This is a genomic window from Stenotrophomonas sp. WZN-1 (assembly GCF_002192255.1).
Classification (GTDB): Bacteria; Pseudomonadota; Gammaproteobacteria; order Xanthomonadales; family Xanthomonadaceae; genus Stenotrophomonas.
In genome coordinates this window covers 1,985,646-2,011,240 of sequence record NZ_CP021768.1, presented here as the reverse complement: position 1 = coordinate 2,011,240, position 25,595 = coordinate 1,985,646, and the positions used below count along the sequence as shown (strand labels likewise).

Genomic DNA, 25,595 nt, shown 5'->3' with positions numbered 1-25,595 from the left:
GAACGGCACAGTCCGGCTCAGCGCAGCTGGCTGCCCGGTGCCGCGCACCAGGACACCGGCAGGTCCTTCACCGCCGTACCCCAGCCCTGCTCCGGCGCCTTCGCGTCGAGCGCGAACTGCAGGCGCGGGCCCTGCTGCAGCTGGCTCCAGTCCAGCCACACCGGCGCATGCGCCTGGCCATCGACCTTCACGCCCTGCACGTACTGCAGGCGGCGGCCATCGGCGCCCGGCGCGTCGATGCGCAGCGTGCGGCCATTGCCCAGGTCCACTTCCACCTTGCTGAAGCGCGGCGTGTGCAGCAGGAACTGGCCGCTGCCGGGCACCGCCGGGTACACGCCGATGGCGCTGAACAGGTACCAGGCCGACATCGTGCCGAGGTCGTCGTTGCCGGTCACGCCGTTCGGCGCATTGGTGAACAACTGCTGCGCGGCACGCACCACCGCTGCGGTCTTCCACGGCTGGCCGATCAGCGTGTACAGCCACGGCGAGTGCAGGTCCGGTTCGTTGTTCGGGTTGTAGCGGAACTGGTTGTAGTAGCTGTACGGCCCGACCACCCACTGCTTGCGGGCGGCATTGAGCGGGTCGGCCTGCAGCGCGTCCATCGCGAAGAACGCATCGAGGCGACGGCCGGCCTGTTCGCGGCCATCCATCGCTTCGACCAGGCCCGGCACGTCCTGCTGCGCCAGCCACTGGTACTGCCACGCCGTGCCTTCATGGAAACCATGGTGCGAGCGCGGGCTGTAATGGCCATCGGCCGGCGTGTACCACTGGCCGTCCTCGGTACGCGGGCGCGGAAAACCGGTGAAGCCGGTCTCGGCGTCGCGCACCTGCGGGTCCCACACCTTGCGCCAGTTGCGGCCGCGCTCACGCAGCGTCGCCGCATCCTGCGCGTGGCCCAGGCCATCGGCCATCTGCGAAAGCGCACAGTCGGCCAGCGCATACTCCAGCGTCGCCGAACCACCGTGGTGCGGATCAACGTCCATGCCCTTGGAGGGGAACGCGCGGTCGTAGACCACGTAGCCCTTGTCCAGGTAGGTCGGGTTGCCGGAACGGCCGGCCATGCGCGAGTTCAGCGGAGGAGTACCGAACGCGTTGCGGCGCAGCGCATCCCACGCCTGCGATTCACGGCCCTTGAGCGCACCGAAGCGCCACAGGTCGACCATGAACGGCGTGACCGGATCGCCGGTCATGATGTTGGTCTCGAAGTTGGCATAGCCCCAGCGCGGCAGCCAGCCACCCTGCTCGTCGATCGCCAGCAGCGTGCGGCCGATGTCACGTGCCACGTCCGGGCGGGTCAGCGCCAGCCACTGGTTCTGCGCGCGGTAGGTATCCCACAGCGAGAAGTACTCGTAATAGGTCCAGCCATCGGCGCGGTGGATGCCATCGTCGTAGCCCCGGTAGCGGCCATCGGCGTCGTTGCCGGTCATCGGCTGCAGCAGCGCGTGGTACGCCGCGCTGTAGAACACGGTGCGGTCATCGGACGTACCGCCCTGCACACGCACCCGCGCCAGCTGCTCACGCCACGACTGCTGGGACAGTGCGCGCATGCGGTCGAAACCGAGCAGCGCCCCGCCCTGCATGCCGTCCGCGCGCAGATTGATGCGCGCGCCTTCGGCGTCAACATGCGAGATCGCGCTGACCGCCGTCACCGACTGGCCCTTGGCCAGGTCGAAGCTGAGCCAGGCGCCATTCGGCTTCTGCTCGCCTTCCATGCTGTGGCGCGCGCCGGGCAGGCCACCGCCCTCGCCCCAGGTGCCATGCGCCTTGAACGGGCGGTCGAACTCGATGCGGAACCAGGTGGTGTATTGATGGCCGCCACAGAAACTCTTGGTGACCAGCTTGCCTTCGACCACGCGGTCGCCGACCACATCGACCACGCTGCCGATCACCGAGTGGCGCTCGTTGGCCTGGCCGACATTGACCAGCACGTGGCCATCGCCACTGCGCTGGCTGAAGGTGTAGCGCTCGGCGGCGGCACGCGTACGCGCAGTGGTCTCGGCGTCGATGCCGCCGTAGCTGGTCAGCCGAACCTTGTAATAGCCCGCCTGGCCGATCTCGCCGTCGTGGGTGTAGGACGCGGCGTAGGCCTTGTGGTCGAACTGCTTGGCATTGCCGGTATCGAAATCGCCGCCCGGACCGATCGAACCGGTCACCGGCAGCACCGACACCTGGCCGCCCTGTTCCCAGCAACCCGCGCCGGAGATGAAGGAGTGGCCGAAACCGCGGATCTTCTCGTCGTCATAGCGCCAGCCCGAATAGTGGCTGCCGATCGGGCTGACCTGGATCAGGCCGAACGGCGCCGATGCGCCCGGGAACGTATTGCCGTCGTCCTTGCTGCCGATGAAGGTGTTGACCTCGCGCTCCAGCGCAGCCGGCGCGGCCTGCAGCAGCATCGGCGACGCCGACAGCGCGAGCAGGCAGGCCAGGCGCGCCAGCGGGCGCGGGGACACTGGGACGGCGGGAGCGGACGGCACTGGACGCATGTCGGGTTCCTGTAGTCGATGACACGAAGGCAGACGGCCGGGGCCATCCGGCACCGTTCCGCTGAGCCCCGCCTCGACTGGCAGACAGCTCCCCCTGGAATGACGCCCGACCCACCAGACCGTGAATTTAGATCGATTCAAGTAGAGCATGCAGGTTCAGCCGAATGCATTCTGCGGCGCAGCATGAGAGGGGGTATTCGGCAGGGCTGCGCCCTGCACCTGCTCCAAGCCAGGGCAACAGCCGGAGCAACAGCAACAGCTGGCTATCCGTGGGTAGGCGGGGTGGGTCCGGTTGCGGGGGACGCCGTAAACCCATCCATGGGGGCTTGGCCGCGGCATCCATGCCGCGGACACTCCCGCAACCGGACCCACCCCGCCATCGACGGTTTCTCGCGATCTGCAGTAGATCCACGCCATGCGTGGATGAATCTCTGTCAGATAACGAAATCAATCGGGGTCAGATCCGTTTTCCAAAGGAAAACGGATCTGACCCCATGCCGTCCGCCATGCCTTTGCCAGGACAATCCAACCGTCACCGGGCAACTGTCGAAGGCGGGGCGGTGTCGGATTGCGGGGTGTCCGCGGCATGGATGCCGCGGCCAAGCCCCCAGGGATGGGTTCACGGCGTCCCCGCGATCCGACACCGCCCCGCCAAACCACAGACAACCCAAAGCCGCTTTAGCTTTGGCTTTGGCTTTGGCTTTGGCTTTGGCTTTGGCTTTGGCTTTGGCTTTGGCTTTGGCTTTGGCTTTGGCTTCAAGCAGGTGCAGGGCGCAGCCCTGCCGGCCCACCCTCCCCTGCGCACGAAAACGATTTCACTGATTTCAGCAAACCGTCATCCCTTCGCCACGCCAGTACCATATTGCGGAGCAGCATGCGCCCGAGGGCGACCCATGCTAAAAATCGCCCGCCCATCGCTTAGATCGATCCAAGACGACGCTGCGATGGCCCGGAGTTGGGGGAGCAGCAACAGGACGTACCAGGCCACGCGCGCGGTGCTACTGCCACTGCATGGCGACAGCGACAAAGTCACTTCAAATTAGATCGATTCAAGTTGTCCGTGCCACGTCACCGGATCAATCCAGGAGAGAGGGAGAGATGGGAATGAAGCATTCAACACGCACGCATGGCCAGGACGCACTGGCGTTGGCCATCGCGCTGGCATTGGCCGCCGCCGTCATTCCGGCTGGCGCCGCCGCGCAGCAGGCCACGTCCACCGGCACGCAGGATGCCACCACCCTGGACAGCGTCCAGGTCACCGGCTACCGCTACGCCATTGAAAAGAGCCTTGAGCAGAAGCGCGATGCCAACGCGGTGGTCGAAGTGATCACCGCCGAAGACGTCGGCAAGTTCCCCGACAAGAACGTCGCCGACGCACTGCAGCGCGTGCCCGGCGTCGTCATCACCCGCAGCGGTGGTGAGGGCAAGAGTGTCAGCGTGCGCGGCCTCGCGCCGGACCTGACCCTGACCCAGTTGAACGGCAACTTCGTCGCCTCCTCGGAAACCAACAACGAAGCGACCCGCTCCTTCAACTACACCCTGCTGCCGTCGAACATGCTGTCCAGCGCCGAGCTGTTCAAGTCGCCGGAAGCGCGCATCGACGAAGGCGGCATCGGCGGCACGGTCATCCTGCATACCCGGCGCCCGCTCGACATGGAATCCAACTCCGGCTACGTGAACCTGGAGGGCACCACCTCCGACACCAGCCACGATGTCGATCCGCAGGTGTCTGCGCTGTACTCATGGCACAGCAAGGATGAGCGCTTCGGCGTGCTGGTCGGCGTGACCCAGCAGAACCGCACCACCCGTACCATGGAAGCCAGCACCGAGGACTACCAGTGGTACGGCAACGGCACCACGGCCCGCGATGCCAACGGCAATCTGCTGGAACAGGATGGTATTCACTACTGGTGGGGCCAGTCCGGCTTCAACAACCAGGCCGGCAAGAACTACAGCGAGTTCTTCATGCCGACCTCGGTGAACTTCGCAGTGAAGGAAGAGAAGCGCGAGCGCAAGGGCGGGCAGCTGACGTTCCAGTTCAAGCCGGTCGACAACGTCACGATGACGGCCAACTACTTCCGCTTCGAACTGCAGGGCGACTACACGCAGAACATGCTGAAGGTGCCGGAGTGGAACCTGGCCCGTTACAACCAGGACGGCAACTGGGCCGGCGGCCGCCTCCTCAACGGCCTGGACTTCGACCCGAGTGGCAGCATCGTTACCGGCGCGCAGTACCAGAAGCTGGCCGGAAAGACCTACTACTGCAGCGAAGAAGAAGCGGCGGCCGCCGGCCTCAAGCCCGGCGGCTGGGGCCCGGACGACTGCACCATCCCCACCCCGCAGCTCACCGGCGGCTACAGCAAGGAGAAGGCGCTTTCGCAGACCGCCGACCTGACCATCGACTGGGACATCAGCCCGCTGTGGAAGGCCTCGTTCACCGGTGGCCGTACCTGGTCCGAAGGTGGCCCGTCGATGAACTTCCGCATGTCGGCCAAGCCGCGCCGCAAGGTCGGCAACCAGTGGCAGTCCGGCAACCAGTACACCGCGTGGGACCTGACCGGTACGCCGTCGGTGCAGTTCTCGCCGGACCTGCAGCAGCAGTTGATGGCTGGCGTCGCGGAAGTCGATACCGGCTCGACCGACTCATCGTGGATGCAGACGGAGGTCAAGCAGAACTACTTCCAGGCAGACGTCACCAAGCTGTTCGAGGCCGGCTGGCTGGACTCGATCCAGTTCGGCGCCAAGTACCGCGATGGCAAGGTCCACCGCAATACCGGCAACACCTACTGGGTATGCCCGGGCCTGGACCCGTCCGACTATGACAACAATCGCTACCAGGCCGGTTGCGACCCGACCGCAGGCGATGCGCAGCCGGGCTTCTTCCTGTCCAATCCGATCAGCAACATCACCGGCGCGTTCAACGCCAACGTGTTCCCGGGCATCAACTACCCGGCCTACATCGATTACCTGAACAAGACCTACGGCGGCTCGCACAACCGTACCGAGGAAGACTTCGTCTACGACGTCAACGAAAAGATCTACTCCGGATACTTCCAGGCCAACTTCCGCACCGAGCGCGTCCGCGGCAACATCGGCGTGCGCGTGGTGCGCACCAAGCAGTTCGCCCAGTCGAGCGATTCGGTCGAGCGCTTCAACGATTACTTCGTCGACAACGCCAGCGGCGCGCCGATGAGCTGCGATGATCCGGCCGCCGATCCGAACCTGCGCTGCCAGGGTGGCTTCGTCCGCCTCCCTGACCCCCAGGTGCGCGACAAGGTGTACGCGCTGTCGTCGCTGGAAAAGACCTATACCGACGTGCTGCCCAGCTTCAACATCGCCTGGGACATCACCGACAATCTGGTGCTGCGCGGCGCGGCATCGAAGGTGGTCGCACGCCCGAGCTACACCAGCATCGCCTACCCCGGCGGCCTGCGTTACATCAGCGAGGAGTACGCCAACGACCGCCGTGTCACCGGCGGCACCGACACACCCGGGTGGTACGGTTCGGGCAGCAACAAGGCGCTGGAGCCGTTCAAGGCGGTCCAGTTCGACCTAGGCCTGGAGTGGTACTTCAAGCCGGGCGCGGTCGCAGGTGTTTCGCTGTTCCGCAAGAACGTGGACAACTTCACCGTGCCGGTGGTGCGCGACCAGCAGATGAATGTCGGCGGGCAGTCGGTGACCGTGCAGAAGTACGAGACCCAGGCCAACGGCCGCGATGGCGTGTCGCAGGGCGTGGAACTGTATGGCCAGTACACGTTCGACTTCGGTCTGGGTGTGCAAGCGAACTACACCTACAACGACACCAACCTGGCCTCGATCGTGCTGGACGGCGAGGAAATCGGCTCATCGCCTCTGGTCGGCAGTGCCAAGAACCAGGCCAACGTGACCGTGTTCTACGAGAACGACAAGTTCCTGGCACGTGCTTCGTACAACCGGCGTGGCGAAGTGGTCGGCGGCCTGAACAATGGCATGACCACCTACACCAAGCCGTACAGCCAGCTTGACCTGAACGTGGCCTACAACCTCACCCCGGACTGGACGGTGACGGCTGCCGTGCTGAACGCCACCAAGTCCGAGCTGCGCAGCTACATCGGCAACGACAGCCAGGCCCGCCTGCTGTCCAACCTGTACGCCGGCCGCCAGCTGTATTTCGGCGTGAACTGGAAGTTCTGAGGCGACGCCAGGCACGACCGGCCCCAGCCACGCCCCGCCCTGGCGGGGGCGTTCCTCCACGGCAGCCACGCTGGTACAGGTGGCTGCCGTTTTTTGTCGGCGCCTTGCCTGTCGTTCAGCCCGGCGCTTGACCCTGCCATCGTTGGAAGGTGCACACTGGTCCTATCCCAATCGCATCGAAGGAGCTACAGATGGAATTCCATGTCGACGGCATGACCTGCGGCGGTTGCGCACGCAGCGTGACCCGCGCGATCCAGCAGATCGATCCGAACGCGAGCGTGGTGGCCGACCCGCCGACCGGCCTGGTCAAGGTGCAGACCACCGCCTCGCAGGAACAGGTGTTTGCCGCGGTGAACAATGCCGGTTTCCCGCCGCGCGCCGCTTGATCCCCTGCCCTGCGACCGCAACGAAGCCCGCCCGGTGCGCTGTCACAGGGCGGGCTTTTCAGTGCGTGCGATATCAATTCAATGCTTCTGTGCGCGCCGCCGCACCGCACCTGTCTTCGCGGCGACGACCGGCACCGGAGCCTCATCGTCCTCACCCAACCGCTCCAGGATCGGGCATTCCGGGCGCTCATCGCCCGCGCAGCAGCTGATCAGCGATTTCAACGTGTCGGCCATCTGCCGCATCTGCTCGATGCGCTGTTCCAGATCGGCGATGTGCTGTTCGGCCAGGTGCTTGACGTCGGCGCTGTGGCGCGAGGTGTCGTTCCACAGGCCCAGCAGATCGGTGATCTCGGCGACCTGGAAGCCGAGATCGCGCGCGCGGCGGATGAAGCGGAGGCGGTGGATGTCCGCCTGCGAGTACGCCCGATAGCCCGACTCGGTGCGATCAGCCGCAGGAATCAGGCCGATCTGCTCGTAGTAGCGGATCATCTTCGCCGACACGCTGGAGGCCTTGGCGGCTTCACCGATGTTCATGCGGTTCTCCTTCAATGGGTCTCGGCGGGGGCTTCCGCCATCGGCGGCTGGAAGCGGCGCAGGCGCAACGCGTTGCCCAGCACGAACACGCTGGACAGCGCCATCGCACCGGCAGCGAACACCGGCGACAGCAGCACGCCCCAGACCGGGTACAGCACGCCAGCCGCCACCGGAATCAACGCCGTGTTGTAGGCGAAGGCCCAGAACAGGTTCTGCCGGATGTTGCCCAGCGTTGCCTTCGACAGCGCGATGGCGTTCGGCACGCCCTGAAGGTTGCCCGACATCAGCACCACATCGGCCGACTCCACCGCGATATCGGTGCCGGTGCCAATGGCCAGGCCGACATCGGCCTCGGCCAGTGCCGGCGCATCGTTGATGCCATCGCCGACGAAGGCGACGTGGCCATGCGTGGCCTTCAGCCGGCGCACAGCCTCGACCTTGCCTTCCGGCAGCACCTCGGCCACCACTTCGTCGATGCCGAGCTGGCGTGCGATCGCCTGCGCGGTGCCGGCATTGTCACCGGTGATCATCGCCACCTTCAGGCCCAGCTGGTGCAGCGCCGCGATTGCAGCCGGCGTGCTCGGCTTGATCGGATCGGACACCGCGATGATTGCGGCCAGGCGACCGTCAATGGAGGCATACAGCGGTGACTTGCCCTGGGTGCCGAGTTCGGCCGCCAGCGTTGCAAACGCGGCGATATCCACGCCAAGATCGCGCATGAAACGATCGGCACCGACCTCTACCCGTGCGCCCTCTACGCTGGCGCGCACACCCATGCCGGTGACCGACTCGAAATCCATCATCGACGGAAGCGCGAGGCCCTGCCCGGTGGCTGCATCGACAATGGCACGGGCGATCGGATGCTCCGAGCGCGATTCCACCGCGGCAACTGCCGCCAGCACCGTGTTGCGATCGAAGCCGGCAGCAATCTCCAGATCGGTCAGGCGCGGGCGCCCTTCGGTCAGCGTACCGGTCTTGTCCACCGCCACCACCTGCGCGTCCTTCAGCAGCTGCAGTGCTTCACCCTTGCGGAACAGCACGCCCATCTCGGCGCCACGGCCGGTACCGACCATGATCGACGTCGGCGTGGCCAAGCCCATCGCGCAGGGGCAGGCAATGATCAGCACCGCCACCGCATTGACCAGCGCGAAGCTCAGCGCCGGCGATGGGCCGAAGATCAACCAGACCAGGAACGTAGCCAGTGCGGCCAGCATCACCGCCGGCACGAACCACAACGTGACCTTGTCGACCACCGCCTGGATCGGCAGCTTGGAGCCCTGGGCCTGCTCGACCATGCGGATGATCTGCGCCAGCATGGTCTGCGCGCCCACCGCCGTGGCTCGCACGGTCAGTGCGCCCTTCTGGTTGACCGTGCCGCCCACCACGCTGCTGCCCGGCTGCTTCTCGACCGGCATCGGTTCGCCGCTGATCATCGACTCGTCGATGTAGCTGCGGCCCTCGATTACCTCGCCATCGACCGGCACGCGCTCGCCCGGACGCACTTCCACCACGTCGCCGCTCAGCACTTCATTGACCGGAACATCAATGCTGCGACCGTCACGGACCACGTGGGCGACCTTGGCCTGCAGGTTGACCAGGCGCTTGATCGCCTCCGAGGTACGGCCCTTCGCACGCGCCTCAAGGAAGCGGCCGAGCAGGATCAGCGCGACGATCACCGCCGCTGCTTCGTAGTAGACGTTCACCGTGCCCGCCGGCAACAGCTTCGGCAGGAAGGTCGCCACCACCGAGTAGCCAAAGGCTGCAGCAGTGCCCACCGCCACCAGCGAGTTCATGTCCGGCGCCAGCCGCAGCAGCGCGGGGATGCCCTTCTGGTAGAAGCGGCGGCCCGGGATGGCCAGCACCAGCGCGGTCAGCACGAACTGCAGGTACCAGCTGGCCTGCACGCCGAGGGTGGACATCACCCATTCGTGCATGCCAGGGATCAGGTGCGAGCCCATTTCCAGCACGAACACCGGCAGTGCCAGCGCGGTGGCCACGATCAGATCGCGCTTCAGTTCCGCACGCTCGGCATCCTTCTTTTCCGCGGCCTCGTCATCGGACTGCACACCCGCCTCGATCACGCGTGCGTCATAGCCGGCCTTGTCGATGGCGGCGACCAGCGCTGCAACGTCGGCCACGCCACGTACCGTGGCACGCTCGGTGGCGAGGTTGACGCTGGCCTGGCTGACGCCTGGCACGGCCAACAGTGCACGTTCGACGCGGCCGACGCAGGAGGCGCAGGTCATGCCTTCCACTGCCAGCTCGATGGTGGCGGCGGGCACGTCGTAGCCCACCCGCTCCACCGCCTGGATCAGCGCGGCGCGATCGACCGGACCGGACGCACGGATGTCCGCCCGTTCGGTGGCCAGGTTGACCGAAACACTGCCCACGCCCTCGACCTTGGACAGCGCCGCCTCGACCCTGCCCACGCAGCTGGCACAGGTCATGCCCTCGATGGGCAGGCTGATGGTGGAGGGGCTGGCGGGGACGGCAGCGGCGCGCGGCGTGCTCATGATCGGATTCCCGGGATTCCTTCTGGATGCGGACAGGCTAAACCTTGCCATCGTGGGAAGGTCAAATCCAGCCTGTCCTCATTTCCTGAATGGGCATCCAAGTGCCCGCGTCCACGCATGGCATGGATCTACCAACGCCCGGTAGCGCCGGGCCATGCCCGGCGGTACAAGGCCCGGCGCCACCGATGTCGTTCTCAGAAAGTGAACACGTACTCCAGCGCGAACTCGCGGCCGACCGCGCCCAGCAACCGGGTCGGGGCGAAATCGTAGTCCAGCTTGTACGGGTCCTTGTGGTTCCAGCTGGCCGAATTGAACACGTTGTTGACGTAGACATTGACCTTGGCGTGCTCGGTCACCTGGTAGCCCACGTTGAAGTTCCAGGTGATGAACGGCCCGACCCGCCCGTAGTAACGTGAGGTCTGCTGGCCGGCGTTGGGGTTCGGATTCGGCGAGCCGTCCGGACGCGTCGCCGGCTCAAGGCAGTTGAGCGACGGACTGTCACTGGGCACGTAGCCATCGGCGAACGGCAGGCAGCCGCCGGGGTTGTCCAGGCGGTCGGTACCCCAGTGGTAACGCACGCCCGGCACCGAACCAATGCGGTCGGCATATACGTTGGCATTCCAGTTGCCGCGTTGCCAGGCCAGGCTTGCGCGCAGCTTGCTGCGCAGGTCGCGGTCGCGTCGTTCCGGGTTCGGGTCGGCGGCGTAGCGCTGTTCCCTGGTCGAGATCTGGTTGGTGTAGTTCACCCCCAGCTGGAAGCTGCCCCACTGCGCGGTCTCCAGCCGGTAGCGTGCGGTCAGGTCGATACCGCGCACTTCGCGGCTGGCCAGGTTGAACGGGCCGCGCTCGATCGACACCAGTCGACCGTTGCTGTCACGGTTCACGCGGGCCAGGATGCCGGCGCAGTACTCGCCGCCAGCCGGATTGGCCCATGGTGTACCGTCCATGTTCTTGCCGGTCAGGCAGCCCGCTTCGCTGGCCAGCACCTCGTCGGCGCCGACGTCGACGATCATGTCTTCCAGCTTGATCGCCCAGTAGTCGGCACTGACCGACAGGTTCGGCATCACGTCCCAGACGAAACCCACCGTCCACGAATCACCGGTCTCCGAACGCAGCAGCGGCGTTCCACGCCGGTTCACGTCGAACGTGTACCAGACATCGGTGTTGCCGACGCCGCAATTGTTAACCAGGTAGGCACCGCTCTGGATGCAGCGCAGGCGGTCATAGGTCTGCACTTCGGAGCTGCTCGGCTGGCCCAGCAGGTAGTGCATGTCCGGCGCATGGAAGCTGGTGGCATACGAGCCGCGCACCAGCAGCGCTTCGATCGGACGCCATTCCAGGCCGACGTTCCAGGTGGTTTCCTTCTGGCTGCCGATGTCCAGGGCTTCGCTGCTGTCGTCGGCCTTGTAGCTGCCATAGCGGTCATAGCGCGCGGCCGCAGTGGCGGTCACGCTGTCCAGCAGCGGAATCTTGAACTCGACGCCGGCCGAATAGCGGGTGCGCTCGCCGCCACCGCGATCGACGTTCTGCAGGTCGAAATCGATGCCGGCGCGCGGGTCGGGGCTGAGGTGATAGCCCTGCTGCGCAACCTCGGCCACGGCGGCGAACGAGATCGGGCCGGCCCAGCCCTGGAACAGTTCGCCGGTGATATCCGCCGAGGCCTGATTGACCCACGAGGACGCCCGGTTCTTCGCCACGGTCCCCATCTGCCAGTACTGGTCCGGCGTCAGCGGGTTCCACCAACGCGTTTCGTTCAGTGCGTAGATCGCCTCACCATCAGCGGTGGTGCCCAGACGTGGGCCGAGGAAGTAGTCATACGACTTCTGCTTGTCGACCACGTTCTGCCGTTCTTCCACGCGGTAGTAGGAACGGCCCACCGTAGCGCTCCAGTCGAAGCGGTCGGCCAGGCGGCCACGCAGGCCCGCACTCCAGTCCCAGGACAGTTCGCGGTTGGTGTTACGCAGCGTGTCCAGGCCGCCCACCTCGTTTGGAGTGAACTGGCGCACGCCGAGGATCGGCCGGTTGCGGTTGGCATCCCAGTAGTAGCCGTTGTCATCGTCGATCAGCGACACGCTGGGCGGATTGGTGCCCCAGATCGCCTCGGAGCGGTACACCGCCAGGTTGGTCCAGGCCTGCAGGTCGTTGCTGAAATCGAAGGTGGCATACAGGTTGCCGGACACGTTCTCGGCACCGCCGGTGAGCAGCCAGTTGGCGTAGTCGGCGCTCATGCCGCACAGGCGGCCGGTGTTGCTGATGGTGTTGGCGGCGTAGTTGTAGACCAGTCGATCGGCGGTGTAGTACTCGCCATCGAACTTCTCGCAGGTGCCGGTGGGCGGCGCCAGGCGCTGGCCGGTGGTGGGGTCGATCAGCGCCAGGCCGGACGTCGGGCGGAATCCGACCTTGCGCTGTTCCATGTTCCAGGACGGGTACGGCGCATCGTCGGCATCGTCCATCTGCGGGCGGTCACGGCCGAACAGCGGATCGCGCTTGGTGTACTGCAGTGCGTAGGTCACGCTCCAGTTATCGCCGGTCTTGCCGCCGGCCCAGGACAGATCCCAGGTATCGCGCCCGCCTTCGGTGGAGGTGCCACCGCGCACGCGCACTTCGTCGCCGTCGTAGTTGGTCTTCAGGATGACGTTGACCACGCCGGCGATCGCATCCGAGCCATAGATGGCCGAGGCGCCACCGGTCAGCACTTCGATGCGTTCCACCGCCGCGGCCGGGATGTTGCCGTAGTTGGAGAAGTTGGTTTCGCCGCCGTAGGGCAGCGGGTAATCCGCCACGCGGCGGCCGTTGACCAGCAGCAGCGAGCGGTTCGGGCCCATCCCGCGCAGGTTCAGGCCGCTGGCATTGGGCGTGTGCGAGCCCCACTGCGAGGCGGCTTCAACGGTGCCAGTGGCTTCGGTGAGGGTCTTCAGCGCGTCGTACACGCTGACGAAGCCTTCCTTCTGGATCTGCGCGGCGGTGATCACGTTGACCGGCGCCGGACCTTCGACGCTGGCGCGCTTGATGCGCGAGCCGGTGACGGTGACCGCGTCGAGATCCTTGGTGGACGAACTGGCGGTTTCCTGCGCGCTGGCCGCCAGGGGCAACAGGGCCAGGACCAGGGCCTGGGACAGCAGGTGACGACGCTTGCGGACGATCTGAGCCATGGGTGGTTGCTCTTCGAAAGTGTGGACGCACGGACGGGTGGTGGCGCGGCACTACGACGGATCCAGGCGCCTGGATCGGTTCAGGACCGATGCGGCACCTCCCCTGTGGATCGATCCAAACTAAAGCACAGCTGAACTACGCCCGGCATGCGGCGACGCAGCAACACGCAGCGGAATACCGCCAATGGCCTTCGCCAGTCATGAAAATCAAAGAGTTGCGTGATATCGCTGAGAGAACAGCGCACGAAGTGATGACACGATTGCGACAAACGCGCGCGGAACGATTTTGTCCGTGGCGGGCCGGCGTACAGGGTCAGACCCTTTCTGCGGAGGGATCCGACCCGGGGCTTGCGATCAGGCGTCCAGCGCCTGCCGCAGCGCGGCCACAGTGGCGGTGGCGGTCTGGCTCCAGTCCGGGTCCAGCCCACGCAAAGCCGGGTTCTGGAACTGCATCGCCGAGCGCCGCAGGCCCTTGGCCGAGGCGTGCAGTTCGGTGCAGCCGGTCTGCCGTGCAATGGTTGCGATGTTGCCCGGGGCCAATCCGGCGCCGGCCATCACCGCAATACGTCCCGCCGCCTGGCTGACCAGGCCCGCCAGCACATCGGCACCGGCCTCGGCGCTGACCTGGCCGCCCGAGGTCAGCACGCGCTTGCAACCCAGCCCGATCACCTGCTCCAGCGCCGCCGGCAGATCGCGGGCGGCATCGAAGGCACGGTGGAAGGTCACCTGCAACGGCCCGGCAGCCTGCACCAGCTCGCGGCACAGCGCCACGTCGATCCCGCCCTGCACATCGAGCGCGCCGATCACCACGCCATCGCAGCCCAGCGCGCGGCACTGCGCGATGTCACGCAGCATCAGTTCGGTTTCCAGCGCGTCGTAGTGGAAGTCGCCCGGGCGCGGCCGCACCAGCACGAACAGCGGAATCGACAGGCGTTCGCGGGCCATCGCGATACTGGCGAACGACGGGGTAGTGCCGCCCTCGGCCAGGTTGTCGAACAGCTCGATGCGGTCGGCGCCGCCAGCCTGTGCGGCCAGCGCCGAAGCCAGCGAGTTGCTGGCGATCTCCAGGGTCCGCCGCGTGCTCACGCCTGGGTGCTCGTGTAGATCGACGGCGAATCACGTAGGTCATCCTGGCGCTGCGCATCGCAGACCGCGTAGACGAAGCCGCGATGCAACGCGTAGGCGCCCACCTCGCCCTGCTTGTTCATGGCCAGGAAGCACACCTGCAGTGTCTTGCTCGCTTCGGGGCGCTTGCGCACCACGCGGTCGATCGCTTCGCGGCACGCCTGCGCCGGCGAGCGCCCTTGGCGCATCAGCTCGACCACCAGGAACGAGGCGGCGTTGCGGATCATCTCCTCGCCCACGCCCGAGGCAGTGGCCGCGCCGACGTCGTTGTCGACGTACAGGCCGGCACCGATGATCGGACTGTCGCCAACGCGGCCGTGCAGTTTCCACGCCATGCCGCTGGTGGTGCAGGCACCGGCCAGGTGGCCCTTGGCATCCAGTGCCAGCATGCCGATGGTGTCGTGGTTGTCGCTGCTGCCGGGAATACCACGGCGCTCGGCATTGATCTGCGGCTGGTACTTCTCGGTCTTCAACCACTCGCGCCAGGCGGCTTCAGCCTGCGGCGTCAGCAGGTGCTTGCGCTCGAAACCCTGCTGCACCGCGAACTGCTGCGCGCCCTCGCCCACCAGCAGCACGTGCGGACTGTTCTCCATCACTTTGCGGGCCACCGACACCGGATGCAGGATGTCGACCAGCGCGGCCACTGCACCACAACGGCCATCGCCGTCCATGATGCTCGCGTCCAGGCTCAGCACGCCGTCGCGATCCGGGTTGCCGCAATGGCCGACGGTTGGGTTGCACAGCTCGCTCTCGGCCCAGCGTGCGCCCGCTTCCACCGCATCCAGTGCGCTGCCGCCCTGCGCCAGCACCTTCCATGCGGCCTGGTTGGCCGGCACGCCGAAGTCCCAGGTCGAAACCACCCTGGCCCCACCCTGCGTGCGCGCCTGCACGCCCGGCAAAGCCGCCATGCCTGCGGCCAGTGCGCCGGCCTGCAGGAACTGCCTGCGATCCACCATCGTCCCCTCCCAGTCTGCAATGCACGGCCGGCCCGATGCCGGCCCTGCCGATCAGTCGTGCGCGGGCTGCCGTGCGGCGTGCCAGACCGCTGCACCGAGCACGCCCAGCTGGCCATGCTCCACGCGCCATACCGGCACCTGGCGCAGCACCTCGGTCAGCACGCCCTTGTTGAGGAAGCGCTCACGGAAGCGGCCATCGGCCAGGAAATCCTGCACATGCGCGGAAATGCCACCGGCCAGGTACACCGAGCGCGCGCCGACGGCGATCGCCGCGTCGCCGGCCAGGCTGCCCAGCCAGGCACAGAACACCTGCAGCGTTTCCACCGCCAGCGCGTCTTCGCCGCTGCGCGCGGCGCCGATCAGTGCTTCGGTGCTGGTCCACACCGGGGTGACGCCGCGCAATTCGCACAGGCACGGATACAGGTTCATCAGGCCACTACCGGAAAGCACGCGCTCGTTGTCCACGTGCGCCCAGCGCTGCAGCAGTTTGCCCAGCACCTGCAGTTCCAGCGCGTTGCCGGCGCCGAGCGCGGCATGGCCGATCTCGCTGGCCAGCACCGGGCGCTCGCCATCGGCAAAGCGCAGTGCGGCGCCCAGGCCGGTGCCCGCGCCCAGCACCAGTGCGGGGAACGCCTGCGCCGGATCAGCATCGCCGTTCAGCGGCACCAGCGTGTCGGGCTGCAGGTACGGGATGGCCAGCGCCACCGCCTCGAAATCGTTGATCAGCTGCAACTCGTGCAGCCCGGACTGCGTGCGGGTGGCCGACAGCGTCACCGTCCACGGCAGGTTGGAATTGATCAGCACATCGCCATCGAGCAGGCCGGCGATGGCGACCACCGCGGTCTGCACCGGCTGGCCAAGGCCAGCGGTGAAATCGGCCAGGATCGCGGCCAGGCTGGGATGCTCGGCGCAGGCATAGGTGCGATGGCTGCCCAGCAGGGGCGCCTGGCCGGATCGGGTTTCAGCCAGCGCAAGGCGGGCGAAGGTGCCGCCAACGTCGGCGACCACCAGATGGCGCGGAAGACCGCCGCGGGCGGAGTCGGAGGAAACCGGGGACGCTGCTGCGATGGTCACGCTGGCCTGCTTGGATCGATTGAATCGCCCCGATTCTCAGGCATCGGGACGGCTTTGCCTAGCGCGCCGGTGGTTCAGGTTGGCCTACATGCCTTCCTGTTCGGCCACCTGCACCCCATCCACCAGCACGCGCAGGCGCTGCGGGCGAAAGCCGGCGAACAACAACGGCCGGGTGCGCTCGACCAGCACTTCGTGGCCGGCGATGTGGCGCAGCCACGACTGTACCAGCGAGAACGAGAAGTGGGTGCCCGGATGCAGCGGGTGCTGCACCCAGACCTTCTCGGTGGCGCTCTGCAGCAGCATCGCGCCGGTGAACCAGTGGCGACTGAGGGTCACCGGCGTGGTGCCGGCCATGAAGCGGATATCCATGCGGGGTCCTTTCGCTGGAGCAGTGACGCGGAGGTCAGGGCTGGGCAGTCTGCAGGCTGTAGCTGGTGCTGGCGGTGAACACTGCACCATCAGGCTGGGTGGAGCGTACCTCGACCTTGTGGCCGCCCACCGCCAGATCGGTCGGCAGCGCGCCACGCCACAGGTGCGGCGACGCAGTGGCCTCCGGCGAGCGGTCGTAGCCGCGCAGGCTGTCAGCCAGATCGTCGGCCACGTTCTCCACCATCAGGCGCGGATCGGGCTGGCTGACCTGCTTCATCGGCTGCCAGGCGCCGCCATCGACGCGGTACTCGACCACGCTGGCGTCCTCACCCATGTAGACGTTGGCGTAGACACCCCACGCCGGATAGGCCCCCTGCCGCAGTACCTTCGGCGCATGCAGGCCGATCTGCTCGCTGGCCGGCTTGCCTGCCACCCGGTACTGCAGGCGATAGCTGCCGTTGCCGGCCACGTCGAGCAATGCATAGCCCTTCGGCGTGCCGTCGCTCATGGTGCTGTCCGGCACGCCAGCGGCATTCTTCACTCCCGACCAGAACGCACCGCAGTTGGCACCGACGTTGTATTCGTGCAGCGGCTTGTCGCCGTTCCAGCCCTCGGCCTTGCCGTGGTAGACGTGCTGCTGGGTGTGGCTGTGTCCGCTGAGCACCAGCACGTTGCGGAAGTCCTTCAGCAGGTCGAACAGGCGCTGGCGGTCGACATGACGGAAAGTCTCGCGCCCCGGCGCCGCGTCGAACAGCGGGATGTGCATGCCCAGTACCAGCAGGCGGTCCTTGTGCAGGCCCTTCAGGTAGCTGGCAAGGAAAGCGAACTGGTCTTCGCGCAGGCCGCCGATGTACTTCGGCTTGGCCTTGGGGTCGTACACCACGTCGTCCAGGAACACGAAACTGGCGCCGCCCTCTTCCACCGCGTAGGTGTCCGGGCCGTAGATGTTGCGCCAACTATCCAGCGAGTGTTCGTCGCTGGCCGCATCGAAGTCGAGGTCGTGGTTGCCCGGCACGTGGAACCACGGCACGCCAAGCTCGGTTGTGACCTTGTTGATCGCCGGATACAGGGCCAGGTCGTCGTTGACGATGTCGCCCAGGGTGGTGCCCATGCGCGCCTTGGCCTGGCCGACAAGCGGCGCCACGATCGACTGCTGGTAATAGCCGATGTCCTTCAGGCTGGCAGTCTGCGAATCGGTGAACACCAGCATCTGGAAACCGCGGCGGCTGTCATGGCGGTCCGACTGCAGGGCGAAATCCCAGTTGCGGGTGACATCGCTGGTGGCGGCGATGCCACCGTACTTCAGCGCCGGCGAGCCGTTCGGGCGGTAATGGCGCCAGAACGAGGGCAGGCCGTCCGCCGCCTTCGGGAACGAATACGCATCGGGCTTGATCACGAACACGGTCTGGCCGTCACGCACCGGCAGGCTGTAGCTGCCGTCGGCGGCGGTCTTGACGATGGTTTCGCCGTTGGAAACCTGCACCCCGGCCAGCCCCGGATCGGTCGCGCCGCGACCCGGCCGGCCGTCGCGCTCCAGATAGACCTTGCCGCTGACCACGGTATCCGCGGCCCAGGCCGGCGAGGTCAGCAACAGGCAGCACAGCCACGCGGCAGGCAGTTTCATGGGCGGTCCGGGAAAGAGGAAGACCCCCTATTGTAGAGCCGAGCCATGCTCGGCTGCATTGCAGAGGTGGGTGCGGACCGTTGGTCCGCACGCCTTCCTCAACGATGGCGTTTTTCCAGCACCGCCCGCGCATCATCCAGCGACAGCCCGCGCGCGCGCAGCAGCACCAGCAGGTGGTACAGCAGGTCCGAAGCCTCGCCCAGCAGCGCCGCATCGTCCTGCGCCACCGCCGCCAAGGCGGTCTCCACGCCCTCCTCGCCCACCTTCTGTGCGATGCGGCGGATGCCGCCTTCGAACAGGCTCGTCGTGTAGCTGCCGGGCGGGCGCTGCGCCTCGCGCATGGCCACCAGCTGGCCCAGTCCGCCCAGGAAATCCTTCGGCGCCTGGTCGAAACAGCTCTCGGCACCGGTGTGGCAGGTTGGCCCCGCCGGGCGTGCCATCACCAGCAGCGTGTCGGCATCGCAGTCGACACGGATCGACTGCACCGCCAGCACGTTGCCGGACTGCTCGCCCTTGGTCCACAACCGCTGCTTGCTGCGGCTGAAGAAGGTCATGTGGCCGATGGCCAGCGTGGCCGCAAGCGATTCGGCACTGACATAGCCCAGCATCAGCACCTGCAAGGTATCGGCATCCTGCACCACGGCCGGCAGCAGGCCGTCGCCCTTGCCCCAGTCCAGCGCCTGCAGCGCATCCAGCGATGGCCTCACTTCAATAGACATCCCGCACCTCGATCTGCTGTCCGCGCAGGTAGCGCTTCAATTCCGGAATGGCGATGGCGCCGCTGTGGAACACACTGGCCGCCAACGCGCCGTCGACGTCGGCCTGGTCGAAGGCCTCGGCGAAGTGTTCCATTGCACCGGCACCGCCGGAGGCGATCAGCGGCACCTGGCACAGGGCCCGCGCCTGCTGCAACTGCACGACATCGTAGCCACGGCGCACACCGTCGCTGTCCATGCAGTTCAGCACGATCTCGCCAGCGCCACGCCGTTGCGCTTCGACAATCCAGTCCAGCGTCCGCAGCGGTACCGCCTGGGTCTTGTCCGGGTCGCCACTGAAACGGCGTACCCGCCACTGGCCGTCCGCTTCGCGTACCGAGTCGACACCCACAACCACGCACTGCACGCCAAACTCGTCCGCCAGCTCGGTGATCAGCTCCGGCCGGCCCAGCGCCGGCGAATTGATCGACACCTTGTCGGCACCGGCGAACAGCACGCGGCGCGCGGTTTCCACGCTGTCGATGCCACCGGCCACGCAGAACGGAATGTCGATCAGGCGCGCGATGCGCTCGATCCAGGCGACGTCAACCGACCGTGCCTCGGGACTGGCGCCGATGTCATAGAACACCAGCTCGTCCGCGCCCTGGTCGCGGTAGCGCTGTGCCAGTTCGGCGATGTCGCCCATGTCGATGTGGTCGCGGAAGCGCACGCCCTTGACCACGCGGCCATCGCGCACGTCCAGGCACGGAATGATGCGGCGGCTCAACATGCCAGCGCCCCGCTCAGGTCCATGCGCTGCTCCAGCAGGGCCTTGCCGAGGATGGCACCACCGCAGCCGGCAGCACGCGCCTCGGCCACATCGGCCACGTCACGGATGCCACCGGAGGCCTGCACCGCCACGCCGGGCAGCAGCGCCGACAGGTGCTGGTAGAGGCTGATGTTGGGCCCGGCCAGCATGCCGTCGCGGGCGATGTCGGTGCACAACAGGTGGCGCATGCCGGCACGCGCATAACGCTGGGCCAGGTCATCCAGGGTCACGCCGGCATTCTCGGTCCAGCCGTGCACCGGCAGCTGCCATTGGCCCTGGGCATCCTGGCGGGCATCCAGCGCGATGGTGATGCGCTCGGCGCCGAACTCCCCCAGCCAGCCGACCACTTCGTCGGGGCGGCGCACCGCCAGCGAACCGACCACCACGCGGCCGGCGCCAGCGTCGAGGATGCGTGCCACGTCGTCACGGCCACGTACGCCACCGCCGGTCTGCACCTGCAGCGGGGTCTGCGCACGAATGGATGCCAACAGCGGCGCCAGTGTGTAGCCACCGGCACGTGCGGCGTCCAGGTCGACCAGATGCATCCACTGCGCGCCCTGTGCGGCGAAGCCCTGTGCGCGCGGCAGCGGGTCGTCGCCATACGAGGTTTCCTGGGCGTAGTCGCCCTGGCGCAACCGCACCACGCGGCCGTCGCGGATATCCAGCGCGGGGTAGACGATGAAACTCATGCAGCAGTGCCCTCGAGGAAGTTGCGCAGCATCAGCGAACCGGTCTCGCCGGAGCGCTCGGGGTGGAACTGCGCGCCGTAGTAACGCCCCTGCTCCACCACGGCGGTGAACAGGCCACCGTGGTCGCAGGCAGCGACAGTGTGGGTATTGAGTGGCGCCGCATAGCTGTGCACGAAGTAGGCGCTGGCGCGCTCCGGCACACCGCGCAGCAGCAGCGATTCGCGCAGCGGGAGCAAGCGGTTCCAGCCCATGTGCGGCACACGGATGCCACAGGCCGGCACCAGCTTGCGCACGACGCCGGGAATCAAGCCCAGTGTCTCGACGCCGGCCTCCTCGGAGCGTTCGAACAGCAATTGCATGCCCAGGCAGATGCCCATCAGCGGCACCTCCAGTCGCTGCAGCGGTTCCACCAGGCCCTGCGCGTGCAGGCGCTGCATGCCGGGACCCGCGGCGCCGACGCCGGGCAGGATCACCCGCTGCGCACCGACCAGACCGTCCGCATCGCGCACCAGTCGCACCGTCGCGCCCAGGCGCTCCAGTGCGTAGCGCACCGAGCCCAGGTTGGCACCACCGGCATCGATCAGCGCAACATCGCTCACAACGCCCCCTTGGTACTCGGCAGTGCCGTGCCCTGCCGGGCCAGCGCCGGGCGCAGCGCGCGCGCCAGCGCCTTGAAGCAGGCCTCGACCTTGTGGTGATCGTTGTCGCCACGCACCTGCAGGTTGAGGTTCAGGCCGCTGGCATCACACAGCGAACGGAAGAAGTGCGGCACCAGCTCGGTCGGCATGTCGCCCACGCGCTCGCGCTTGAACTCGCCCTCGAACACGAAATAAGGGCGGCCGCTGAAATCCAGTGCAGCGCTGGCCAGGGTCTCGTCCATCGGCAGGGTGAAGCCGTAGCGGCCGATGCCGCGCTTGTCGCCCAGCGCCTCGCGCAGGGCCTGGCCCAGGGCCAGCCCGGTGTCCTCGATGGTGTGGTGCTCGTCGATGTGCAGATCGCCCTCGGCCTGGATGTCCAGGGCGAACCCGCCGTGCTTGCCGATCTGTTCCAGCATGTGGTCGAAGAACGGCAGTCCGGTGGCGATGCGCGCATCACCGGCACGGTCCAGATCCAGTTCGACGCGGATCTTCGTCTCTTTGGTGTTGCGCAGGACCACGGCAGTACGCGGCGCATCGGCCAGCGCGTGGGCGATGCCCGGCCAGTCCCACTCGCCACCGAACTGTTCGGTGCGCAGCTGGAAGCCACGGATGTTGAGGTTGTCGGCGAACTGCAGGTCGGTGATGCGGTCGCCGACCATGCCCGAACGCGCCCAGTCGATGCTGCGGTCCTGCAGGTAGGCGGTCATCAGGCCGATGCCTGGCTTGCGGGTCGGCGCATTGTCCTGCGGCCAGCTGCAGTCGATCAGCACGTCACGGAAGGTGATGCCCTGGCTCTCGAAGATCTGCAGCATCAGGTCGTTGGGACCATCGAAGCTGGCGCGCGGGTAGCTGTCGCTGCCGAGGCCATCCTGATTGGTGACGATCACGAACTGGTAGCCGGCATCCCGCAGCTTCAGCAGCGCCGGGATCACCTGCGGCACGAAGCGCAGCTTCTCGTAGGCGTCAATCTGGAAATCGGACGGCTCCTCGATGAGGGTGCCGTCGCGGTCGATGAACAGGATCGGGGTCATGCTGCGGCCCTCCGCGCCGACAGGGCCGCAAGCACGCGGTCATTTTCTTCGGGGCTGCCGATGCTGATACGCAGCGCATCACCCAGCTGCGGCGCGGCGCGCTGGTCGCGCACCACTACGCCCGCAGCCAGCAGCGTATCGAACGCGGCCTGGGCATCGGCGAAGCGGACCAGCAGGTAGTTGCCGGCCGAGCGGTACACGCGACGAACGCCGGGCAGGCCCGGCAGCGCCGCGAACAGGCGTTCGCGCTCGGCGATGACCGTGGCCACGCGCTCGGCGGTACGTGCCAGTGCGGCCGGCTGCAGTGCCTGCACGGCCAGCTCCGCGCACGGCGTCGGCACCGGGTACGGCGCCTGGCAGCGACGCAGCACGGCAATCAGCTCCGGGGCAGCGATCAGGGTGCCAACGCGGGCGGCCGCGAGTGCGTGCGCCTTCGACAGCGTGCGCAGCACCGCCAGGTTGGCGTGCGCGGCCAGCAACGTGGTCGCCGACGGGCGCTGCGCGTACTCGACATAGGCCTCGTCCACCACCACCAGCGCTTGCCCGCGCAACGCAACCGCCACGCGTTCGACCTCGTCCAGGGCGATGTCACTGCCGGCCGGGTTCGACGGTGCGCACAGGAACACCAGCGTGGCATTGCGTGCCTTGGCGGTGTCGATCACCGCATCCAGATCGGCGCGCAGGCCATCTTCGCTGTCCACCAGGGGCACCTCAATCAGTGCAGCCCCTTGCAGGCGTGCGCAGACGGCGTACATGCCGAACACCGGCGGCGTGACCAGTACGCCATCGCGGCCCGGCACGCACAGCGCGCGCACCAGCAGATCAATGGCTTCGTCGCTGCCGCGACCGATCAGCAGCTGCGGCGGCGTCACGCCGTACAGCTCCGCCAGTCCCTCGCGCAATGCCAACGGCTGCGGTTCCGGATAGCGCCGGCTGCTGCCTGCGACATCAGCGGGATTGGCCCAGGCCGACTCATTGGCGTTCAGCCAGACCTCGCCCTGCACCGCCGTACTGCGCGCCGAGCTGTAGCCGGCGAAGGCCTGCAGGTCCGGACGCACCAGGGCCAGCACATCATCGATAGCCGCGCTCATGCTGCCACCTCCATGCGCAGGGCCACTGCACGCTCGTGCGCATCCAGGCCTTCGGCGCGGGCGATGATGCGTGCGCAGCCGCCGATGGCCGCCAATCCTGCAGCGCTGGCGCTCTGCACGCTGATCAGGTTCTGGAAGCTGGCCACGCTGACACCGCTGTAGGCACGTGCGGCACCCGCGGTGGGCAGCACGTGGTTGGTGCCGCTGCAATAGTCTCCCAGTGCCTCGGGCGTGTAATCGCCGAGGAACACCGAGCCGGCGGCCTGCACCTGGTCCAGCCAGTCGCGCGGCTCGCGCAACGCCAGGATCAGGTGCTCGGGCGCATAACGGTTGCTGATCGCGAAGGCCTCGTCCAGCGAATCGACCTGGATCAGCCGCGAGGCAGACAGCGCCTGGCGTGCGATCTGCTGGCGCGGCAGCAGGGCCACCTGGCGCTCCACTTCAGATTCAACCGCGGCCAGCATCGCGGCATCGTCGGTCAGCAGTAGCACCTGCGAATCGGGGCCATGCTCGGCCTGCGACAGCAGGTCGGCGGCAACGAATGCCGGATTGGCGCCGGCATCGGCGATCACCAGTACTTCGGAGGGACCAGCCGGCATGTCGATGGCGGCGGCGCCGTCCTGTGCGACCTGCTGCTTGGCTTCGGTGACGAAGCTGTTGCCGGGCCCGAACAGCTTGTCGCAGGCCGGAATGCTGGTCGTGCCATAGGCCATCGCGGCGATCGCCTGCGCGCCGCCCAGCTTGAACACGCGCTGCACGCCGGTCAGGCGCGCGGCTACCAGCACCGCCGGATCGGCGCTACCGTCGGCGCGCGGCGGCGTGCACAGCACCACCTGCGGGCAACCGGCCAACTGCGCCGGAACACCCAGCATCAACGCGGTGGACGGCAACGGCGCGCTGCCGGCCGGTACGTACAGGCCCACCCGGCCGATCGGACGCAGCATGCGTTCGCAGACCACGCCCGGCGCGGTTTCAACTGCATAGCCTTTACCCATGCCGGCGGCGTGGAAGCGTGCGATGCGCTCGGCGGCGTCCACCATCGCCTGGCGCAGCTCGGCGGGCACGGCCGCTTCAGCAGCGGCGAATTCGGCTTCGGACACTTCAAACGAGGCCAGCGCGACACCATCGAAACGTGCAGTAATTGCACGCAGTGCGTCGTCGCCCAGCGCGCGCACCTGTGCAATCAGGGCCGCCACCGCATCGCGGGTCTGCTGCGCCACGGTCTGCACCGGGCGAGTCAGCGCCGCGCTGCGCGCAGCCTCATCAAGTCGGGACCAGATCAGACGGTTCATGCCAGCGACCGCTCCACGCTCAGTACCATCAGGCCCTGCGCACCCGCGCGCTCGAGTTCCTCCATGCGCTGCCAGCTCAGCGGGCCGGGGCACATGGTCTGCAGGCGCAGCGCACCGCCATCGGCCGGCAACCGAACCAGCGGCTCGGCATCGGCCAGCAGCTGCGCCAGCGCGTCGACGCGATCTTCGCTCGCACGGAACATCAGCAGCTTGCGGTCCTGGCGCTGCACCACGCCGTCGAGTCGGCGCAGCAGCATCGCGCGCAGCGATGCACGTGCATCATCCGGCACGCGCACCGCGCCGGCCAACACCGCTTCGCTGTCGAGCAGGTTGTGCACCGGGGTCAACTGGTTGGCACGCAGCGTGGCGCCGCTGGAGACCAGATCGCAGATCAGGTCGGCGGTGCCCAGGCGCGGGGCGATTTCCACCGAACCGGACAGCTCGACCACCTGTGCGTCCACGCCCTGCTCGGCCAGCCACTGCTTGAGGATGGCCGGGTAGCTGGTGGCGATGCGGGTGCCGGCCAGCTGCGCCGGACCCTGCCACTGCCAATCCTCGGGCACCGCCAGCATCAGCCGGCACTGGCCGAAGCCCAGCCCGCGCAGCGCCTGGTAGGCATTCGGCAGGCCGATCTGGCGACGCGCTGCGGCCTGCTCATCCAGTTCGTTGCGGCCGACGATGCCGAGGTCGCAGACGCCATCGGCGATCAGCCCGGGGATGTCGTCGTCGCGCACCAGCAGCAGGTCCACCGGCAGCGATTCGCCGTAGCAGAACAGCTTGTCGCGGCTCTCGCGCCAGCTCAGGCCGCAGGCGCTGAGCAGGTTGCGGGCGGGTTCGGCCAGCCGGCCACTCTTCTGGATGGCGATACGCAACCGGTCTCGTGCCGGCGCTGCCTGGGTTGCACTCATGGGGGAAGTCTCGAAGTTCGGAACGGGGCGCGG

Annotated in this window: 18 protein-coding genes and 1 pseudogene; 2 read left to right on the top strand and 17 right to left on the bottom strand. The window is 67.2% G+C overall.

What is annotated here, in order from left to right:
* Window positions 1–17: 17 nt before the first annotated feature.
* A pseudogene (locus tag CCR98_RS09540) lies at window positions 18–2,357 on the bottom strand (GH92 family glycosyl hydrolase); the annotation flags it as partial.
* 1,224 nt (window positions 2,358–3,581) lie between these two features.
* Between CCR98_RS09540 and CCR98_RS09530 the strand changes: the two are divergent.
* Together CCR98_RS09530 and CCR98_RS09525 are read left to right on the top strand one after the other, a co-directional pair.
* Complete coding sequence (locus CCR98_RS09530; protein WP_087922400.1) at window positions 3,582–6,656, top strand: TonB-dependent receptor; 3,075 nt, start codon at window positions 3,582–3,584, stop codon at window positions 6,654–6,656.
* Window positions 6,657–6,847: 191 nt separating this feature from the next.
* Entirely contained in the window at window positions 6,848–7,042 is a 195-nt protein-coding gene (locus tag CCR98_RS09525) for a heavy-metal-associated domain-containing protein (RefSeq protein ID WP_087922399.1), read from the top strand.
* 78 nt (window positions 7,043–7,120) lie between these two features.
* On the opposite strand, the gene cueR is transcribed toward CCR98_RS09525, so the two are convergent.
* The 16 genes from cueR to hisG form a co-directional block, all read right to left on the bottom strand.
* The gene (gene cueR, locus CCR98_RS09520) at window positions 7,121–7,576 is read right to left on the bottom strand and encodes a Cu(I)-responsive transcriptional regulator (protein WP_014037019.1); all 456 of its coding nucleotides are present in this window, start codon (window positions 7,574–7,576) and stop codon (window positions 7,121–7,123) included.
* An 11-nt stretch (window positions 7,577–7,587) separates the two neighbouring features.
* The gene (locus CCR98_RS09515; RefSeq protein ID WP_087922398.1) at window positions 7,588–10,089 is read right to left on the bottom strand and encodes a heavy metal translocating P-type ATPase; all 2,502 of its coding nucleotides are present in this window, start codon (window positions 10,087–10,089) and stop codon (window positions 7,588–7,590) included.
* 194 nt (window positions 10,090–10,283) lie between these two features.
* Window positions 10,284–13,241 (bottom strand): TonB-dependent receptor, encoded by a 2,958-nt coding sequence (locus tag CCR98_RS09510; RefSeq protein WP_087922397.1) that lies wholly within the window; start codon window positions 13,239–13,241, stop codon window positions 10,284–10,286.
* A 354-nt stretch (window positions 13,242–13,595) separates the two neighbouring features.
* Window positions 13,596–14,327, bottom strand: a complete 732-nt coding sequence (locus CCR98_RS09505; RefSeq protein WP_087922396.1) for a copper homeostasis protein CutC — start codon at window positions 14,325–14,327, stop codon at window positions 13,596–13,598.
* Complete coding sequence (locus CCR98_RS09500) at window positions 14,324–15,322, bottom strand: N(4)-(beta-N-acetylglucosaminyl)-L-asparaginase (RefSeq protein ID WP_087922395.1); 999 nt, start codon at window positions 15,320–15,322, stop codon at window positions 14,324–14,326. Before CCR98_RS09500 ends, CCR98_RS09505 begins: the two co-directional genes overlap by 4 nt.
* Before the next feature lie 51 nt (window positions 15,323–15,373).
* Window positions 15,374–16,396, bottom strand: coding sequence for a glucokinase (locus tag CCR98_RS09495; RefSeq protein WP_087922394.1), 1,023 nt, complete (start codon window positions 16,394–16,396; stop codon window positions 15,374–15,376).
* 84 nt (window positions 16,397–16,480) lie between these two features.
* On the bottom strand, window positions 16,481–16,765 hold the full coding sequence (locus CCR98_RS09490; protein ID WP_005409434.1) for a hypothetical protein: 285 nt from the start codon (window positions 16,763–16,765) through the stop codon (window positions 16,481–16,483).
* Window positions 16,766–16,799: 34 nt separating this feature from the next.
* Entirely contained in the window at window positions 16,800–18,389 is a 1,590-nt protein-coding gene (locus CCR98_RS09485) for a calcineurin-like phosphoesterase family protein (protein ID WP_087922393.1), read from the bottom strand.
* 98 nt (window positions 18,390–18,487) lie between these two features.
* Window positions 18,488–19,108, bottom strand: coding sequence for a bifunctional phosphoribosyl-AMP cyclohydrolase/phosphoribosyl-ATP diphosphatase HisIE (gene hisIE, locus CCR98_RS09480; protein ID WP_087922392.1), 621 nt, complete (start codon window positions 19,106–19,108; stop codon window positions 18,488–18,490).
* Window positions 19,098–19,874: an imidazole glycerol phosphate synthase subunit HisF gene (gene hisF, locus CCR98_RS09475; RefSeq protein ID WP_087922391.1), complete on the bottom strand. Its 777-nt coding sequence runs from the start codon at window positions 19,872–19,874 to the stop codon at window positions 19,098–19,100. Before hisF ends, hisIE begins: the two co-directional genes overlap by 11 nt.
* Entirely contained in the window at window positions 19,868–20,602 is a 735-nt protein-coding gene (gene hisA, locus CCR98_RS09470) for a 1-(5-phosphoribosyl)-5-[(5-phosphoribosylamino)methylideneamino]imidazole-4-carboxamide isomerase (RefSeq protein WP_087922390.1), read from the bottom strand. The genes hisF and hisA overlap by 7 nt, the downstream gene beginning before the upstream one ends.
* The gene (hisH, locus tag CCR98_RS09465) at window positions 20,599–21,201 is read right to left on the bottom strand and encodes an imidazole glycerol phosphate synthase subunit HisH (protein ID WP_024956882.1); all 603 of its coding nucleotides are present in this window, start codon (window positions 21,199–21,201) and stop codon (window positions 20,599–20,601) included. Before hisH ends, hisA begins: the two co-directional genes overlap by 4 nt.
* On the bottom strand, window positions 21,198–22,271 hold the full coding sequence (gene hisB, locus CCR98_RS09460; RefSeq protein WP_087922389.1) for a bifunctional histidinol-phosphatase/imidazoleglycerol-phosphate dehydratase HisB: 1,074 nt from the start codon (window positions 22,269–22,271) through the stop codon (window positions 21,198–21,200). The genes hisH and hisB overlap by 4 nt, the downstream gene beginning before the upstream one ends.
* Window positions 22,268–23,362, bottom strand: coding sequence for a histidinol-phosphate transaminase (gene hisC / locus CCR98_RS09455; RefSeq protein WP_087922388.1), 1,095 nt, complete (start codon window positions 23,360–23,362; stop codon window positions 22,268–22,270). Before hisC ends, hisB begins: the two co-directional genes overlap by 4 nt.
* Window positions 23,359–24,654, bottom strand: a complete 1,296-nt coding sequence (gene hisD, locus CCR98_RS09450) for a histidinol dehydrogenase (RefSeq protein ID WP_087922387.1) — start codon at window positions 24,652–24,654, stop codon at window positions 23,359–23,361. Before hisD ends, hisC begins: the two co-directional genes overlap by 4 nt.
* A complete protein-coding gene (gene hisG / locus CCR98_RS09445) occupies window positions 24,651–25,562 on the bottom strand; it encodes an ATP phosphoribosyltransferase (RefSeq protein ID WP_087922386.1) in 912 nt (303 codons plus the stop codon). Before hisG ends, hisD begins: the two co-directional genes overlap by 4 nt.
* Window positions 25,563–25,595 lie beyond the last annotated feature (33 nt).